The organism is Asanoa hainanensis (genome assembly GCF_900188485.1).
Lineage (GTDB): Bacteria > Actinomycetota > Actinomycetes > Mycobacteriales > Micromonosporaceae > Asanoa > Asanoa hainanensis.
This window is the reverse complement of record NZ_FZPH01000013.1, coordinates 16,246-30,256: the sequence shown is the minus strand read 5'-3', so window position 1 is coordinate 30,256 and position 14,011 is coordinate 16,246. Positions and strand designations below refer to the sequence as shown.

The window sequence follows — 14,011 nt, the reverse complement described above, 5'->3', positions numbered from 1 at the left end:
CAGGTGGTGGGTGCGTGGTTCAGGTGCGTGCCCGTAGCCCGCCGATGGCCACGGCAGCGAGGATGATCAGGCCCTGCACCGCGGACGCGAGCGCGCCGGCGACGCCGAGCAGGTTGAGCAGGGTCAACAGGGTTTGCAGGGTGAGCGCGCCGAGCATGGCGCCGACGACCGAGCCACGACCGCCGCCGAGCACCACGCCGCCGAGTACGACCGCGGTGATCGCGGTGAACTCCAGCCCGGCGCCGACCTGGAAGCTCACCCCGCCGAAGCCGCCGAGCAGGATCGCCGCCACGGCCGCGCAACCGCCGCTGACCACGAACGCGATCGTGCGGACGCCGGCCACCCGCCCGCCGGCCAGCCGGGCCGCGCGCGGGTTGTCGCCGACGGCGAGCAGCACCTTGCCGAAGTCCGAGCGCATGGCCAGGATCGCCAGCCCGGCCAGGACGAGCAGGATCAGCACCGCGTACGGAATCTCGCCGAGCCAGGGCACGCCCTCGATGCCGCGCCGGCCGAGCATCCGGAACTCCTCCGACAGCGCGCCGCGCGGCGAGCCGCCCGTCCAGGTGTAGACCGCGCCGACCAGGATCAGGTACATGCCGAGGGTGGTGATGAACGACGGCACCAGCAGCAGCGTGGTGACCAGCCCGTTGACCAGGCCGACCAGGAGGCCGAACGCGAGCACCAGGGCGACCACCGGCCAGGTCGCGCTCGGGTCGCCGTCGATCAGCCGGGCCGCGATCACGACCTCGGCCGTGACCAGGGAGCCGACCGACAGGTCGAAGTCGCCGGCGACGATCACGAAGTACTGGCCCGCCGCCAGGATAATCAGCGGCGCCGACCGCTTGAGGAAGGCGAGCAGGGCCGGCGGGTCGTAGAAGTCGGGTTGCCGGATGCCGACCGCGATGAGAAGCAGCACGAGGATCGCCACCACGGGCAGGATGCTGCCGGCGCCCCAGCGGCCGCGGCGCGACTGGCCGAGGGTGGCGGGCCCGGTGGGTGCCTCGACCGTCATGCCGCCGCCTTCCGGACCACCTTGCGGCGCAGCCGCAGGGCGTAGATCGCGACCGCCGCGACGATCACCACGCCGCGGACGACCTGCTTGAAGAACGGGTCGACGGCGAGCTGGTTGAAGATGCCGTCGATGACCGCGAGCAGCAGCACGCCACCGACCGTGCCGGCGACGCCGCCCTTGCCACCGGCCAGCACCGTGCCGCCGAGCACCACGGCGGCGATCGACTCCAGGTCGTAGCCGCCCTCGGCGCCGACCCGCGGCGCGCCGGCGCCGAGCCGGCTGGCCAGGTAGAGGCCGGCGATGCCGGCGCAGAGCGAACAGATGATGTGCGTGCGGATCAGCACCCAGTCGGTGCGGACGCCGGAGAGCCGCGCGACGTCGAGGTCGCCGCCGGTGGCGATCAGGTGGTGGCCGAAGCGGCTGCGGTTGATGACCAGCCAGGCCACCGCGGCGACGCCGATGAAGAGCAGGAACGCCACCGGGGCCGGGCCGACCCGGTCGTAGCCGAGGTGCTGGAACGAGACCGGCACCGAACCGGCCGGGCCCGCGTACCCCTGCTCCAGGTAGCCCTTGATCAGCAACCCGACGCCCAGCGTGGCGATGAACGCGTTGATCCGCAGCTTGGTGATCAGTAGGCCGTTGACCAGGCCGATGGCGCCCGAGACGGCGACCACCGCGAGGATCGCGGGTAGCACCCGGCCGTCGCTGCCGGCCATCGTCTCGGCCGCGATCAGCGAGGTGAGGCTGATGACGTACGCGACGGAGAGGTCGAGCGAGCCGGCCAGGATGGCGAACGTCTGCCCGACGGCGACGATGCCGAGCCCGGCCGCGCGCTGTAGCAGGCTGACCGTGCTGTTCTGGCCGAACAGCGAGCCGCCGTCGGTGGCGACCAGGATGCCGCCGACGATGAGCGTCATGCCGAGCGCGAGCCAGACCCCGTTGGTGGAGTCGATGCGCGGCCGTCTCGCGGTCAGCGTTGTCATGCGGGCACCTCGTGGGGCGTGCCGGTGGCCAGGCTCAGGACCGCCTCCTCGCTCGCGTCGCCGGGTAGCTCCCCGGCCAGGGCGCCGTCGCGCATGACGACGATCCGGTCGCTCATGCCGAGCAGCTCCGGCAGCTCCGACGAGATCATCAGGACCGCGGCGCCCTGGTCGGCCAGGTCGCGGATCAGCTCGTGGATGGCCGCCTTCGCGCCGACGTCGATGCCCCGGGTGGGCTCGTCGAAGAGCAGCACCCGCGGCTTCATCGCCAGCCACCGGGCCAGCACGACCTTCTGCTGGTTGCCGCCGGACAGGTAGCGGACCTCCTGGTCGGCGCCGGCCGCGTGCACCTCGACCGCGGCAAGCAGGTCGCGCACGCTGGTGGTGCGGGCGCCGCCACCGAACCAGCGCGGAGTGGCGGCCCGGCTGGCCAGCAGGGCGTTGTCGAGCACCGACTGGCTCAGCGCCAGGCCCTCACCCTTGCGGTCCTCGGTCACGTAGGCGATGCCGGCCCGGACCGCCTGGCGCGGCGACCGGGGGCGCACCGGCCTGCCGTCGAGGGTCATCCGGCCGGCGGTGAAGCCCTCGACGCCGAACAGCGCGCGGGCCAGCGCGGAGCGACCGGAGCCCTGCAGGCCGCCGACGCCGAGCACCTCGCCGGCGCGCAGCTCGAGGTCGATCGGGCGAAGACGGCCGTTGCCGGCGCCGGCCAGCGTGACCAGCGCCGTGCCAGGAGCGTCGGCCTTGGGCGGGTAGTAGCTGGCGAGCTCGCGGCCGACCATGTGCCGGACCAGCGCCTCTGGCGTCGCGTCGGCGGTGTCGACGGTGACCACGCGGCGGCCGTCCTTGAGGACGGTGATCCGGCTGGACAGGTCGAACACCTCGGCGAGCCGGTGCGAGACGTAGAGGATGCCGATGCCCCGGGCCTGCAGGCGGCGGACCAGCGCGTAGAGCAGCTCGACCTCGTGGTCGGCCAGCGCCGCGGTCGGCTCGTCCATGATCAGGACGCGGGCGTCGAGGGAGAGCGCCTTGACGATCTCGACGACCTGCTGCTGGGCGACGCCGAGTGCGCCGACCCGGTCGGTCGGCCGCACCGTCTCGGCGCCGACGGCGGTGAGCAACTCGGCCGTACGCGCGCGCATCGCGCGGCGGTCGACCAGGCCGCGCCGGGTGGGCTCGCGGCCCAGGAAGACGTTCTCGGCGACGGTGCGCTCCGGGAGCAGGTTGAACTCCTGGTGGATGATCCCGACGCCGGCCGCCTGCGCGTCGCGCGGGTTGTGCAGGACGACGGACTCGCCGGCGATCCGCAGGGTGCCGCTGTCGGGCTGGTAGACACCGGACGCGATCTTCATCAGCGTGGACTTGCCGGCACCGTTCTCGCCGACCACCGCGTGAACTTCGCCGGGATGCACGTCAATGTCTACATTAGACAATACGGACACGCCGTAGAAGGATTTTCCGACGCCGTGCATCGCGAGAAGCGCGTCCGGTGGTTCAGGTGAATCCATATGATCACCAAAACTTTCGCTTGCCAGGCATGAGCTTTTGCTGAGCTGACCGAAAGCGCCGTTGGCGTCGCATCGTAAGCGTCCGAACACAGATCGATCAAGACCGTAACCGGTTGGACACGATCACAGTTCGGCATTGATTGATCTACCTGCGCGATTCGGTGCGTTGACGGGTCGCCGTGAAACGAGTCAAACTCATCCACGTCGATGCGCTGCGGCGCTTCGACCTCCACGCGTTTTCGGCGGACGCGTTGCACCGCAAGCCCTCCTGCACGCCTCAGGCATTGACGAAGGAGACCGCATGCGCCGCCGCAGACCTGTCCTCACCCTGCTCACGATCCTGGTCACGCTGCTCGGCCTCGGCGTCGTCCAGGCGCCCGCCCAGGCCGCACCGGCCTTCCGGGCGTTGGTGTTCAGCGAGACCGCCGGCTACCGGCACGACTCGATCGCCGCCGGCGTCACGATGTTCACGCAGCTCGCCACGGCCAACAACTTCGAGGTGGTGTTCAGCGAGGACTCCACGGTGCTCAACACCGCCAACCTCGACACGTACGACGTGCTCGTGATGTTCCAGACCTCGGGCATGGTGTTCGACAACGACGCGCAGCGCACGGCGGTGCAGAACTACCTGCGGGCCGGCAACGGGATCGTGGCGATCCACAACGCGACCGACATGGGCATCGACACCACGTTCCCGTGGTGGGACCAGACGATCAACGGTGGCGCGCACATGCCGTCGCACTCGCCGGGATCGCTGCAGGGCTTCGCCCGCGTGGCCGACAAGGCCCACCCGTCGACCGCGGGCCTGCCGGACAACTGGCAGCGCACGGAGGAGTGGTACAACTTCGACGTCAACGCGCGCGGCAACGTGCACGTGCTGGTCACGGCCGACGAACGCACCTACAACCCGGGCTCTGACGCGATGGGCATCGACCACCCGATCTCCTGGTGCCGCGAGACCGAGGGCGGCAAGGTGTGGGCGACCGCGATGGGGCACGACATCGCGTCGTACAGCGAGACGAACTTCCGCAACCACGTGCTCGGCGGCGTCCGCTACGCGGCGGGCAACCTGGCCGGCGACTGCGGCGGCACGGTCTGGGGCAACTTCGAGAAGGTCAGCCTCGACTCCAACACGGTCGACCCGATGGCGCTGGACATCGCGCCGGACGGCCGGGTCTTCTACGTGCAGCGGGCGGGCCAGATCAAGATCTTCAAGCCCGCGCAGCAGAGTACGGTCACCGCCGGCACGCTGTCCGTCTACACCGGCGGCGAGGACGGGCTGGTCGGCATGGCGCTCGACCCGAACTTCGCCACCAACGGTTGGATCTATCTCTACTACTCGCCGTCGGCGTCTTCGACGGACATCAACCGGCTGTCCCGGTTCACCGTCAGCGGCGACACGGTCAACCTGGCCAGCGAGGTCGTGCTGCTGTCGGTGCCGGCGTATCGCGATCGGACGTTCCCCGAGCCGGGGCACACCGGTGGTTATGTGGCCTTCGGGCCCAACGGCAACCTGTACCTGTCGACCGGTGACGACACCCCGCCGAACCTCGACCCGGCCTGGCAGGGCTACGCGCCGATCGACTGGCGGCCCGGCAAGTCCAACTTGGACGCCGCGCGCAGTGCGGGCAACACCAACGACCTGCGCGGCAAGATCCTGCGGATCCACCCCGAGACGAACGGGACGTACACGATTCCGTCCGGGAACCTGTTCGCTCCCGGCACTGCCCAGACCCGGCCGGAGATCTACGCGATGGGCTTCCGCAACCCGTTCCGGTTCGAGGTCGACAAGCAGACCGGCTGGATCAACCTGGCCGACTACGGGCCGGACCGCGGCCTGCCGACCACGAACCGCGGCCCCGAGGGGCTGGTCGAGCTCAACGTGATCAAGCAGGCGGGCAACTTCGGCTGGCCGTTCTGTCACGGCAACAACCAGGCCTACGCGCCGTACAACCCGGACACCGGTGTGGTCGGCGCGAAGTTCAACTGCAACGCGCCGGTCAACGACTCACCCAACAACACCGGCCTGCGGGTGTTGCCGGCCCTGGTGCAACCGCAGATCTGGTACGGGTACGGCGCCTCGCCGCAGTTCCCGGAGATGGGCTCCGGCGGCGCGGCACCGATGGGCGGGCCGGTCTACCGCTACAACGCGGCCAGCACCTCTGCCACGAAGTTCCCGGCCTATTACAACGGCGTGCACTTCTTCTACGAGTGGGCGCGCAACTACGTCCAGGAGATCCATTTCGACTCCGCCGGTGGCCTGGTGAAGATCAACCCGTTCCTGCCGGGTGAGTTCTTCAACAAGCCGATGGCGATGCGGTTCGGGCCGGACGGGTCGCTCTACCTGCTCGAGTGGGGCGCCAACTTCGGTGGTGGCAACAACGACTCCGGTCTCTACCGGATCGACTACGTCAAGGGCGGCCGGGCTCCGGTCGCGGTGGCCACGGGCACGCCGACCAACGGGCTCGCGCCGCTGACCGTGCAGTTCTCCAGCGCGGGCACGCACGACCCGGACACCGGCGACTCGATCAGCTACGCATGGGACTTCGAGAGCAACGGCAGCACGGACTCGACCGCTGCGAACCCGTCGAAGACGTACACGACCAATGGGAATTATGTGGCGAAGTTGACCGTCACCGACAACACCGGGCGGTCCTCGTTCGCCAACGTGCCGATCACCGTCGGCAACAACGCGCCGGTGGTCACGATCACCGGGCCGCCCAACGGCGGCATGCTCGACTTCGGGCAGAACGTGGCCTACTCGGTGTCCGTGACCGACGCGCAGGACGGCACGGTCAACTGCCAGCAGGTGTTCACGAACCCGGCCCTCGGGCACGACGACCACGAGCACGGCACCACGGACCTGCCGGGCTGCTCGGGCACGGTGTCGACCGGCAACCTCGGTGGGCATCCCGACGGCGCCAACCTGTTCTACGTGCTGAACGCGCGCTACCAGGACAACGGGAACGGCTCCGTGGCCCGGCTGACCGGTTACGCCAAGGCGATCCTGCAGCCCAAGCACAAGCAGGCGGAGTACTACACGGCGCAGTCCGGCACCCGGATCGTCGCGCAGGCCGGTGCGGAGAGCGGCGGTCGGATCGGCGACGTCAGCAACAACGACTGGATCATGTTCGACCCGATGAGCCTGTCGGGGATCAACACGGTCAGCTACCGCATCTCGTCGCCTTCGGGGGGTGGGAGCATCGAGCTCCGGGCTGACTCGCCGACGGGCACGCTGCTGGCCACGAACCCTGTTGCGGCAACGGGTGGCTGGGACACCTATGTGCAGCAGGCCGCGGTCAACGTGGCCGCGCTGTCCGGCACGCACAAGCTCTACATGGTGTTCAAGACCAGCGTGGCCAACAACTTCGACGTCGACTCGTTCACCTTCGGGGGCAACGGCGTCGGCACCACCCCGGCCGGCGGGATCGCGGGTCGCACGTACACGTTGACCGCCAACCACAGCAACAAGCTGGCGGATGTCAACGGCGCCTCCACGGCTGACAACGCGGTGGTGCACCAGTGGACCGCGACGGGCGGCGCGAACCAGCGCTGGCAGGCGGTCGACGCGGGTGGGGGCAACGTCTATCTTCGTGCCGCGCACAGTGGCAAGTGCATGGCCGTGACTGGTGGCTCGACCGCCGATGCCGCCGCGGTGGTGCAGTTGACCTGCAACAACGCGTCTACTCAGCAGTGGACGCCGGTCGTTTCCGGTTCGGTCTACCAGTTCCGGGCGGTGCACAGCGGCAAGTGCCTCGACGTCAACGGCAACTCGACGGCCGATGGTGCGGCGCTCATCCAGTGGCCGTGCCACACGGCGACGAACCAGCAGTGGCGCTTGACCCAGCAGTGAGTTAAGCAAGGGCACCTTGTTAACGCTTTTCGTTAGTAGGGTGCCCTTGCTTCGCGGCGGCGGAGGCCCGGGGTGATGGGCATGTCGAGGCGGATCGGGTCGGTCGTCATCGCGGGAGCCGCGAAGCCGGCGGCGGCCAGGCCGACCGGTTCCGGCTCGGTCACCGTCGCGGGACCGTCGCCGGCGAACTCCTCGGTGGTCATCGCCTGCAGGGCCACCGTGGCCATGACCGTCATCGTCACGGCGGCGACCAACGCGACGGCCACGATCAACGCGAGCGGGCGGACACCCTCGACCACGCTGAGGCCGGTCCGGTCGAGCTCGACCCCCACCGCGGCCATCGCCGTGTAGTGCATGCCGCAGACGCCCGCGGCCATCAGCGCCGACGCGCCCGCGATCGGCAGTCGGCCGTCGACCGTGGTGCTGAACCAGAGCGCCGCGGTGGCCGCGACGACCGCGATCAGCGCCGACAGCGCCACGAGCTTCGGCCCGTAGGTGATCTCGCCGGCCACGTCGACCGCGGCCATGCCGGTGAAGTGCATGCCGAGCAGGCCGGCACCGGTCACGCCGCCGGCGCGCAGGATCTGCGCGGTGCTGGGCTCGCGGTAGCCGACCAGGAACAGCCCCACCCCGACGGCGCCGAGCGAGAGGGCGAGGCTGGCGGCGGTCAGCGCGGGGCTGTAGCGCACCGGGCTGTCGACGACGTCGAAGCCGAGCATGGCGGTGAAGTGCGCGAGCCAGACGGCGGCACCGCCGATGGCCACGGTCGCGATGGTCAACCACTTCACGCGGGGGGCGCCCGCTGGCACGGCCCGGGCCCGCCCGGTGCAGTAAAGACCGATCAGGGCACCGATCACGGAGACCGCGTACGCGAAACCGGGATTGAGCCAGCCGTGCGTGAAGTGGTGCACTTCTGCCATGCGAGCAGTGAGCCAGCTGGATAAGGTGGGGTGTCGCACATCTCGTCCGTCACCCACCCGATCGAGGTGGCTTGAGCTAAATGTCCCTTTGGCCCGTTGACCCGCGGAAGTGGCCGCGAATACGGTCGCTCGCCGTGGGACGACACATTCGACGGTACGGCTGGCCGATCGCCGCAGTGGTGACCGGCGCGGCCGTCATCGCCCTGGCCGGCACCCTTTCCGCGCATGCTGACCGGACTCCGGGTCACCCGGGCGGCCTGGCCGAACGCACCGGCACGGGTTGGCGGGACTCCGACGAGGGCTGGTCGCAGCCCGCGACGCCACCGCCGTCGACGTCATCGACTTCGCGACCTGTCGAGGCCGCCCCTGCGCGGTTCGCGACGCTGCCGCCCGGAGCGGCACTGCCGACCGGGGCGCAGTGCGCGACGTGGGTACGGGCCCGCCCGTCGGCCGAGAACAAGCGCATGAACCTGATGGCGAACGCGGCCACCGGACACCGCATCGGCGCCGACATCTTCGACGACAACCGAGCGGACACGCTGGTCGCGCCCCGGGTCGACGGCGCGTTCACCGGCTCCACGAAGGACATCCTGCGGTGGGCGGCGTGCAAGTGGGGCGTCGACGAGGACCTGGTGTTCGCCCAGGCCGCGATCGAGAGCTGGTGGCGGCAGACGGTCTACGGCGACTACGCGGCCGACGCCACGCGTTGCGCACCCGGTCATGGGCTGGGCTCCGACGGCCGGGCCGGCCAGTGCCCGGAGAGCTTCGGCATCCTGCAGGACCGGCACCCGTACCAGAAATCGGCCTGGCCGGGCGTAGCGCGCTCGACGGCGATGAACGCGGACCTGGCGTACGCGATCTGGCGGGGTTGCTTCGAGGGCTACGAGGGTTGGCTGGGCAAGGAAGAACGCGGCAGCGCCTACCGCGCGGGTGACCAGTGGGGGTGTGTGGGGCGCTGGTACAGCGGGCGGTGGCACACGCCCGACAGCGAGGACTACATCGCCAAGGTCAAGGACTACCTGAAGCGCCGAATCTGGGAAACCCGCGACTTCCAACAGCCCTGAATTCGCGTGGCCTGAATCCGCACATTTCGCCCGCCGCCGGGTGTTGTCTTCGTGTGCGTTTGCTCTGCACCCATATACGCACCACCCTCGCCGCGGGGCGTTGCGTATGTGGGTGCAGAGCAAACGCTCAGCGCAAAGAGGCGGCTACCAGCGTGGCGAACGCGGTTGCCGCTGCCCTGTCGCTGCGGCGGTCCGGCCAGTTCATGTGGCCGAGGAAGGCGTGCTGGAAGCAGGCTCCGACCAGCAGGCCGGCGGCTCCGTCCAGGTCCGCGTTCGCGGGGACCAGGCCGAGGGTCTCGTGGCGGCGCAGGTAGTCGACCACCGACTCGTTGACCCGGTGCGGTCCGGCGCCGATGTGGTTCAGGCTCGCCGTGTGGGCGGCCAGGATCGACGGTTCCGAGAAGATCGAGGCGAGCATCGGGAAGCTGTCGGTGTAGAACGCGATCGCGGCCTTGGCAATCGCGGTCAGGCCGGTCGTCAGGTCCTCGTCGTCGCGGTCCGTGGCGCGGGTGAGCTGGGCCATCGCCGGTGAGCGTTCCTGCAGGACCGCGACCAGCAACTCCGCCTTGCTGCTGAAGTGCTTGTAGAGCGCGGCCTCCGAATAGCCGGCCTCCCTGGCGATCTCGCGCGTGGTCGTCTTGGCCATGCCGCGGTGGCGAATGACTCCGGCGGCGGCGTCGAGGATCAGCTCCCTGGTGTCCACTGTGCTCCCTTGACAGGTTAGTAAGCGCTCACCATCCTAGTGGTTAGTAAGCGCTCACTAACCTGGGGAGGCAGCCGTGAAGATCACCGTTCTCGGAGCTACGGGCGGGACGGGCCAGCACGTGGTCCGCAGAGCCCTCGACGCCGGCCATCACGTGACCGCCGTGGTGCGTGACCCGGCACGGTTGCCGGTCGGCGCCGACCCGCGGCTCGACGTGGTGATCGCCGACGCGTTCGACCCCGACGAGATCGCGGCGGCGGTCAGCGGGCGGGACGCGGTCGTCGACGCGTTGGGACCGCGCCCGAAAGCCGAGGCGACCGTCTGTTCGCGCGGCGCGGCGGCGGTCGTGGCCGCGATGACCGCCAACAACCCGACGGCGCGGCTGCTGGTGGTCACCGGCAGCGGCCACGTGCGGGACGCCGGTGACGGGCCGTTCACCCGCTACCTGTTCAAGCCGCTGATCGGCAGCACCCTCCTGAAGAAGCAGTTCGACGACTTCGCGCGCACCGAGCGGCTGGTCTTCGACAGCGAGTTGCGGTGGACCGTCCTGCGACCGCCGCAACTCACCGACGGCGGGCGCAAGCCGTACCGGACGGCCGTCGACCGCAACGTCCGCGGCGGGCTGAAGCTGTCGAGGGCCGACCTGGCCGATGCGATCATGGCCGCGCTCGACGACCCGGCGACCGTCGGCCGCGTCGTCGGCCTGGGCTACTGATCCGCGTCGACAGGGGCAAGCGTCGTCAGCGGTACGTGTCGCGGTAGTAGTGGGCCAGGCGGTCTCGGTACTCCGGTGCTTCGGCGTACGCCGGCGCTTCGCGGATCTGGTCCTTCGTGCGGTCGACGTGCACCGTGCGGGTGCGGTGGTCGACCCGCTCGACCACGCCGGCCGGCAGGAGGACCGTGTGGCCGAAGATCCAGGGGCCCGTGTCGACGACCAGGTCCGTGGCGGTGGCGCGGTCCACCCTGCCGATCTCGCCGTCGACGGCCCGCACGGCGTAGCCCGTCAGGTCCAGGGAGAAGCCGGGGCCACCCTCGTGCGCGGCGGCTTCGACCGTGCGGCCGCGCTCGTCGTGGGCGGGTGCGTCGGGGCCGGCGTCCGGCGTGGTCTGGTCGTGGCCACCCCCGAGGGCGGGTGTGCGCCACGACCAGGCGTTGAAGGTCTCCACGACAACCGCTTACCCCGAACTCACCACGCCAGAACCCCGTTCTGGTCGCCATCGAGGGTGATCAGGTGACCCCAGAGCAGCCCGGACGGGCCGTCGGCGGGCAGGGTGGCCAGGTGCGCACACACGCGGGCCGCCTGTGCAGGCGTACGGAAGCCGTGGTGGGAGTTGAAGTCCGTCGCTGTGTAGCCCGGGTTCGCCGCGTTGACCTTGATCGGGGTGTCCCGCAGTTCCTTGGCGTACATCGCGGTGATCATGTTGAGGGCCGCCTTCGAGGCCGGGTACGGCACCGAGGTCAGCGCGAACAGCGGGCTCGCCGGATCCGTCATCGACGAGATGGAGCCGACCTCGCTGGACACGTTGACGATCCGCGCGGCCGGTGCCAGCCGCAGCAGCGGGAGGAACGCGTTGGTGACCGTGACGACGCCGTACACGTTGGTCTCGAAGACCTCCCGCATCGTCGGCAGAGTGGTGGCGCTAGGAAGACCAGCGCCGTCGGCCCGCACGATGCCCGCGTTGTTGACCAGGACGTCGAGCCGGCCGAACTCCGCCGCCACCCAGTCGGCCGCGGCCGTGACGCTGGCCGCGTCGGTGACGTCGAGCGCGACATACCGGGCGGAAAGCCCGGCCAGCTCCCTGGTTGCCGCAACCCCGCGGCCTTCGTCCCGCGCGCCGAGCAGGACCGTCATGCCGAGCTCGCCGAGGGCCCGCGCCGTCGCGTACCCGATGCCCTTGTTCGCGCCGGTGATCAAAGCGATCTGTGTCATGCGAACGAGCCTGTCGGTTCGAAAAACGGCGCGGCAGGACCGGTTCTGCCTGGTACCGGCCGTACCACCCACACCGGCGTCCAAGCGGGCACTCTTGAGCGGTGACGGTCAACCGGTCCGAGCTCGCCGCCTTCCTGCGCACCCGCCGCGCGCGGCTGCGGCCCTCCGACGTCGGCCTGCCGGGCAGCGGCACCGGGCCGCGCCGCACGCCCGGCCTGCGCCGCCAGGAGGTCGCCGAGCTGGCCGGGATGTCGATCGACTACTACATCCGGCTGGAGCAGGGGCGCGGTCCGCAGCCGTCCCGGCAGGTGCTGGCCGCGCTCGCCCGGGCGTTGCTGTTGACCATCGACGAGCGGGAGTACCTGTTCCGGATCGCGGGCGAGGCGCCGCCGGCCGTGGTCGGACCCAGCCGCGAGCTGCTGCCCGCCATCCGCTTCCTGCTCGACACGATGCCACTGACCCCGGCGTACGTGGTCGACGCGAAGTACGACCTGCTGGCCTGGAACCCCCTCGCGACGCGGTTCATCGGCGACCTGTCCGCGTACCCGCTGGACGACCGCAACATGATCCGCTGGATGTTCCGCCGGCCGCCGGAGGACGTGCACTGGCGTGACGAGGACGCGCTGGCGTTCACCGCCTCGTCGGTTGCCGACCTGCGTGCCGCGTACGCCCGCTATCCGGGTGATCCGGGCATCGAGCAGCTGGTCACCGAGCTGTTGGGGCTGTCGCCGCTGTTCGCCCGGCTCTGGGGCAGCCACGACGTGGCCGTGCGGCGCGGGGTGCGCAAGCGGGTCGACCACCCGGACGTGGGCCCGCTCGAGTTCGAGTGCCAGGTGCTCCACATCAGCGACAGCGACCAACGCATGATCGTCTACTGCGCCGAGCCGGGCTCGCCGACCGAGGCCGCCTTCCGCCGCCTCGCGGCCCTACCCGCACTCCGGCCCTAGCGTCACAGCCCGAGCAGGCGGCGCAACCCCTGGTCGACCTGGGCCAGCAAGGCGTCCGACACCCGGGCATGGCGATGGCCGAACGCGGCCGGGTCGGCGTAGCGGATGCGGGACAGGTCGATGGTGCCGCCACCGGCGACGTCCTTCGGCAACGGCAGCAACATCCCTGGCACGTCGCCGTCGGCCCGGTCGTGGACGAGCACGACGATCGGGTAGTCGGCGCTGAACGTCGTGGCGCTGACCACGAGGACCCGGACCCGTCGGCTGCCGAACGTGTAGTCGAAGACGTCACCGCGGGCAACCGGCCCGCGGCTCACCACGTGGCGTCGACCTCCGCCAGCGCCGCGGCGTCGTCGCCGTCGAGCGAGGCGTGCCAGGCCTTGGCCGCGGCGAGGGTGTGGCGGTCCAGGTATTCGCGGATCGCTTCGGCGACGAGGGCTGACCGGTTGCCCCGACCGACCGCGGCGTTGAGCGCCTGGGCGAGGTCGTCGTCGAGGGTGATGGACATAGCCGCCGTCATGCCGGTGACACTATCAATGATCGTATTGGGAATAGTGTCGCCCATCGGCGTGTCGTCAGGCGGGCGTCGTCGCGCCCCAGTCCTCCGGCTTCGTGTCGCGCAGGTGCTGGTTGAACATCCAGCGGTGGCCTTCCAGGTCTTCGGCGCGGTAGCTGCGGATGCCGTACGGCTTGTCCTCGGGTTCGCTGAGCAGTTTGGCCCCGGCCGCCCGAGCCCGCTCGGCGTGTGCGTCGACGTCGTCGATGTAGATCATGACCCCGTTCACCACCCACGGCTGTTCCGCCCAGCGCATCGCCGCCGTGCAGTACTCGCGGTGGTGGTTCGGGCTCTCGTATCGGATGCCGGGTGGTGTGGCGAGCGCGATCACCGCGTCGCCGAGGGCGAGCTCGGCGTGCCCGATCGAGCCGTCGTCCGAGGTGAGTCGCATTCGCTCGGTGAAGCCGAACGCGGCGGTGAGGAACTCGATGGCCGCGACGCCGTCCTCGTACGCCAGCATCGGCACGACCGCGGCGGGATAGTCGGCGGGCCGGGTGTTGCGCTCCGGCCCCGTCTCGGTGTCTGTGGTCATGCCCCG

The 14,011-nt window shown here is 70.3% G+C and carries 14 protein-coding genes; 4 read left to right on the top strand and 10 right to left on the bottom strand.

Going from position 1 to position 14,011, the window contains the following annotated elements; all coding sequences use genetic code 11:
• Nucleotides 1-19: 19 nt before the first annotated feature.
• Genes CHC05_RS27400 through CHC05_RS27390 form a run of 3 tightly spaced genes read right to left on the bottom strand, consistent with a single transcriptional unit; the run spans nucleotide 20 to nucleotide 3,464 of the window.
• On the bottom strand, nucleotides 20-1,012 hold the full coding sequence (locus CHC05_RS27400) for an ABC transporter permease (RefSeq protein WP_089253471.1): 993 nt from the start codon (nucleotides 1,010-1,012) through the stop codon (nucleotides 20-22).
• Nucleotides 1,009-1,995 carry an ABC transporter permease gene (locus CHC05_RS27395; RefSeq protein ID WP_089253470.1) on the bottom strand — a complete coding sequence of 329 codons (987 nt, stop codon included), beginning with the start codon at nucleotides 1,993-1,995 and terminating at the stop codon, nucleotides 1,009-1,011. The genes CHC05_RS27400 and CHC05_RS27395 overlap by 4 nt, the downstream gene beginning before the upstream one ends.
• On the bottom strand, nucleotides 1,992-3,464 hold the full coding sequence (locus CHC05_RS27390; RefSeq protein ID WP_281257738.1) for a sugar ABC transporter ATP-binding protein: 1,473 nt from the start codon (nucleotides 3,462-3,464) through the stop codon (nucleotides 1,992-1,994). Before CHC05_RS27390 ends, CHC05_RS27395 begins: the two co-directional genes overlap by 4 nt.
• A 337-nt stretch (nucleotides 3,465-3,801) precedes the next feature.
• On the opposite strand from CHC05_RS27390, the gene CHC05_RS27385 reads away from it, so the two are divergent.
• Nucleotides 3,802-7,353: a ThuA domain-containing protein gene (locus CHC05_RS27385; RefSeq protein ID WP_089253468.1), complete on the top strand. Its 3,552-nt coding sequence runs from the start codon at nucleotides 3,802-3,804 to the stop codon at nucleotides 7,351-7,353.
• 32 nt (nucleotides 7,354-7,385) lie between these two features.
• On the opposite strand, the gene CHC05_RS27380 is transcribed toward CHC05_RS27385, so the two are convergent.
• Nucleotides 7,386-8,273, bottom strand: coding sequence for an MHYT domain-containing protein (locus CHC05_RS27380; protein WP_089253467.1), 888 nt, complete (start codon nucleotides 8,271-8,273; stop codon nucleotides 7,386-7,388).
• A 134-nt stretch (nucleotides 8,274-8,407) separates the two neighbouring features.
• Between CHC05_RS27380 and CHC05_RS27375 the strand changes: the two genes are divergently transcribed.
• Nucleotides 8,408-9,337 (top strand): hypothetical protein, encoded by a 930-nt coding sequence (locus CHC05_RS27375; RefSeq protein WP_144022799.1) that lies wholly within the window; start codon nucleotides 8,408-8,410, stop codon nucleotides 9,335-9,337.
• 127 nt (nucleotides 9,338-9,464) lie between these two features.
• On the opposite strand, the gene CHC05_RS27370 is transcribed toward CHC05_RS27375, so the two are convergent.
• Nucleotides 9,465-10,040 (bottom strand): TetR/AcrR family transcriptional regulator, encoded by a 576-nt coding sequence (locus tag CHC05_RS27370; protein WP_089253465.1) that lies wholly within the window; start codon nucleotides 10,038-10,040, stop codon nucleotides 9,465-9,467.
• A 76-nt stretch (nucleotides 10,041-10,116) separates the two neighbouring features.
• On the opposite strand from CHC05_RS27370, the gene CHC05_RS27365 reads away from it, so the two are divergent.
• Nucleotides 10,117-10,755, top strand: coding sequence for an NAD(P)-dependent oxidoreductase (locus tag CHC05_RS27365; RefSeq protein WP_089253464.1), 639 nt, complete (start codon nucleotides 10,117-10,119; stop codon nucleotides 10,753-10,755).
• Nucleotides 10,756-10,780: 25 nt separating this feature from the next.
• Here CHC05_RS27365 and CHC05_RS27360 read toward each other — a convergent pair whose 3' ends face one another.
• Together CHC05_RS27360 and CHC05_RS27355 are read right to left on the bottom strand one after the other, a co-directional pair.
• Nucleotides 10,781-11,206 (bottom strand): PRC-barrel domain-containing protein, encoded by a 426-nt coding sequence (locus tag CHC05_RS27360; RefSeq protein WP_089253463.1) that lies wholly within the window; start codon nucleotides 11,204-11,206, stop codon nucleotides 10,781-10,783.
• A gap of 20 nt (nucleotides 11,207-11,226) precedes the next feature.
• Nucleotides 11,227-11,970 carry an SDR family oxidoreductase gene (locus CHC05_RS27355; protein WP_089253462.1) on the bottom strand — a complete coding sequence of 248 codons (744 nt, stop codon included), beginning with the start codon at nucleotides 11,968-11,970 and terminating at the stop codon, nucleotides 11,227-11,229.
• 101 nt (nucleotides 11,971-12,071) lie between these two features.
• On the opposite strand from CHC05_RS27355, the gene CHC05_RS27350 reads away from it, so the two are divergent.
• Complete coding sequence (locus tag CHC05_RS27350) at nucleotides 12,072-12,917, top strand: helix-turn-helix transcriptional regulator (protein ID WP_089253461.1); 846 nt, start codon at nucleotides 12,072-12,074, stop codon at nucleotides 12,915-12,917.
• 2 nt (nucleotides 12,918-12,919) lie between these two features.
• Here CHC05_RS27350 and CHC05_RS27345 read toward each other — a convergent pair whose 3' ends face one another.
• Genes CHC05_RS27345 through CHC05_RS27335 form a run of 3 tightly spaced genes read right to left on the bottom strand, consistent with a single transcriptional unit; the run spans nucleotide 12,920 to nucleotide 14,005 of the window.
• Nucleotides 12,920-13,237, bottom strand: a complete 318-nt coding sequence (locus CHC05_RS27345) for a type II toxin-antitoxin system PemK/MazF family toxin (protein ID WP_089253460.1) — start codon at nucleotides 13,235-13,237, stop codon at nucleotides 12,920-12,922.
• Nucleotides 13,231-13,437, bottom strand: coding sequence for a ribbon-helix-helix domain-containing protein (locus CHC05_RS27340; protein WP_179266407.1), 207 nt, complete (start codon nucleotides 13,435-13,437; stop codon nucleotides 13,231-13,233). The genes CHC05_RS27345 and CHC05_RS27340 overlap by 7 nt, the downstream gene beginning before the upstream one ends.
• A gap of 55 nt (nucleotides 13,438-13,492) precedes the next feature.
• Nucleotides 13,493-14,005 carry a VOC family protein gene (locus CHC05_RS27335; RefSeq protein ID WP_089253458.1) on the bottom strand — a complete coding sequence of 171 codons (513 nt, stop codon included), beginning with the start codon at nucleotides 14,003-14,005 and terminating at the stop codon, nucleotides 13,493-13,495.
• Between the last annotated feature and the right edge of the window lie 6 nt (nucleotides 14,006-14,011).

Coding starts and splice junctions, on each gene's coding strand:
- CHC05_RS27385 (WP_089253468.1), top strand. CDS start 3,802: ATGCGCCGCCGCAGACCTGTCCTCACCCTGCTCACGATCCTGGTCACG.
- CHC05_RS27335 (WP_089253458.1), bottom strand. CDS start 14,005: ATGACCACAGACACCGAGACGGGGCCGGAGCGCAACACCCGGCCCGCC.
- CHC05_RS27400 (WP_089253471.1), bottom strand. CDS start 1,012: ATGACGGTCGAGGCACCCACCGGGCCCGCCACCCTCGGCCAGTCGCGC.
- CHC05_RS27395 (WP_089253470.1), bottom strand. CDS start 1,995: ATGACAACGCTGACCGCGAGACGGCCGCGCATCGACTCCACCAACGGG.
- CHC05_RS27340 (WP_179266407.1), bottom strand. CDS start 13,437: ATGACGGCGGCTATGTCCATCACCCTCGACGACGACCTCGCCCAGGCG.
- CHC05_RS27390 (WP_281257738.1), bottom strand. CDS start 3,464: ATGCACGGCGTCGGAAAATCCTTCTACGGCGTGTCCGTATTGTCTAAT.
- CHC05_RS27355 (WP_089253462.1), bottom strand. CDS start 11,970: ATGACACAGATCGCTTTGATCACCGGCGCGAACAAGGGCATCGGGTAC.
- CHC05_RS27380 (WP_089253467.1), bottom strand. CDS start 8,273: ATGGCAGAAGTGCACCACTTCACGCACGGCTGGCTCAATCCCGGTTTC.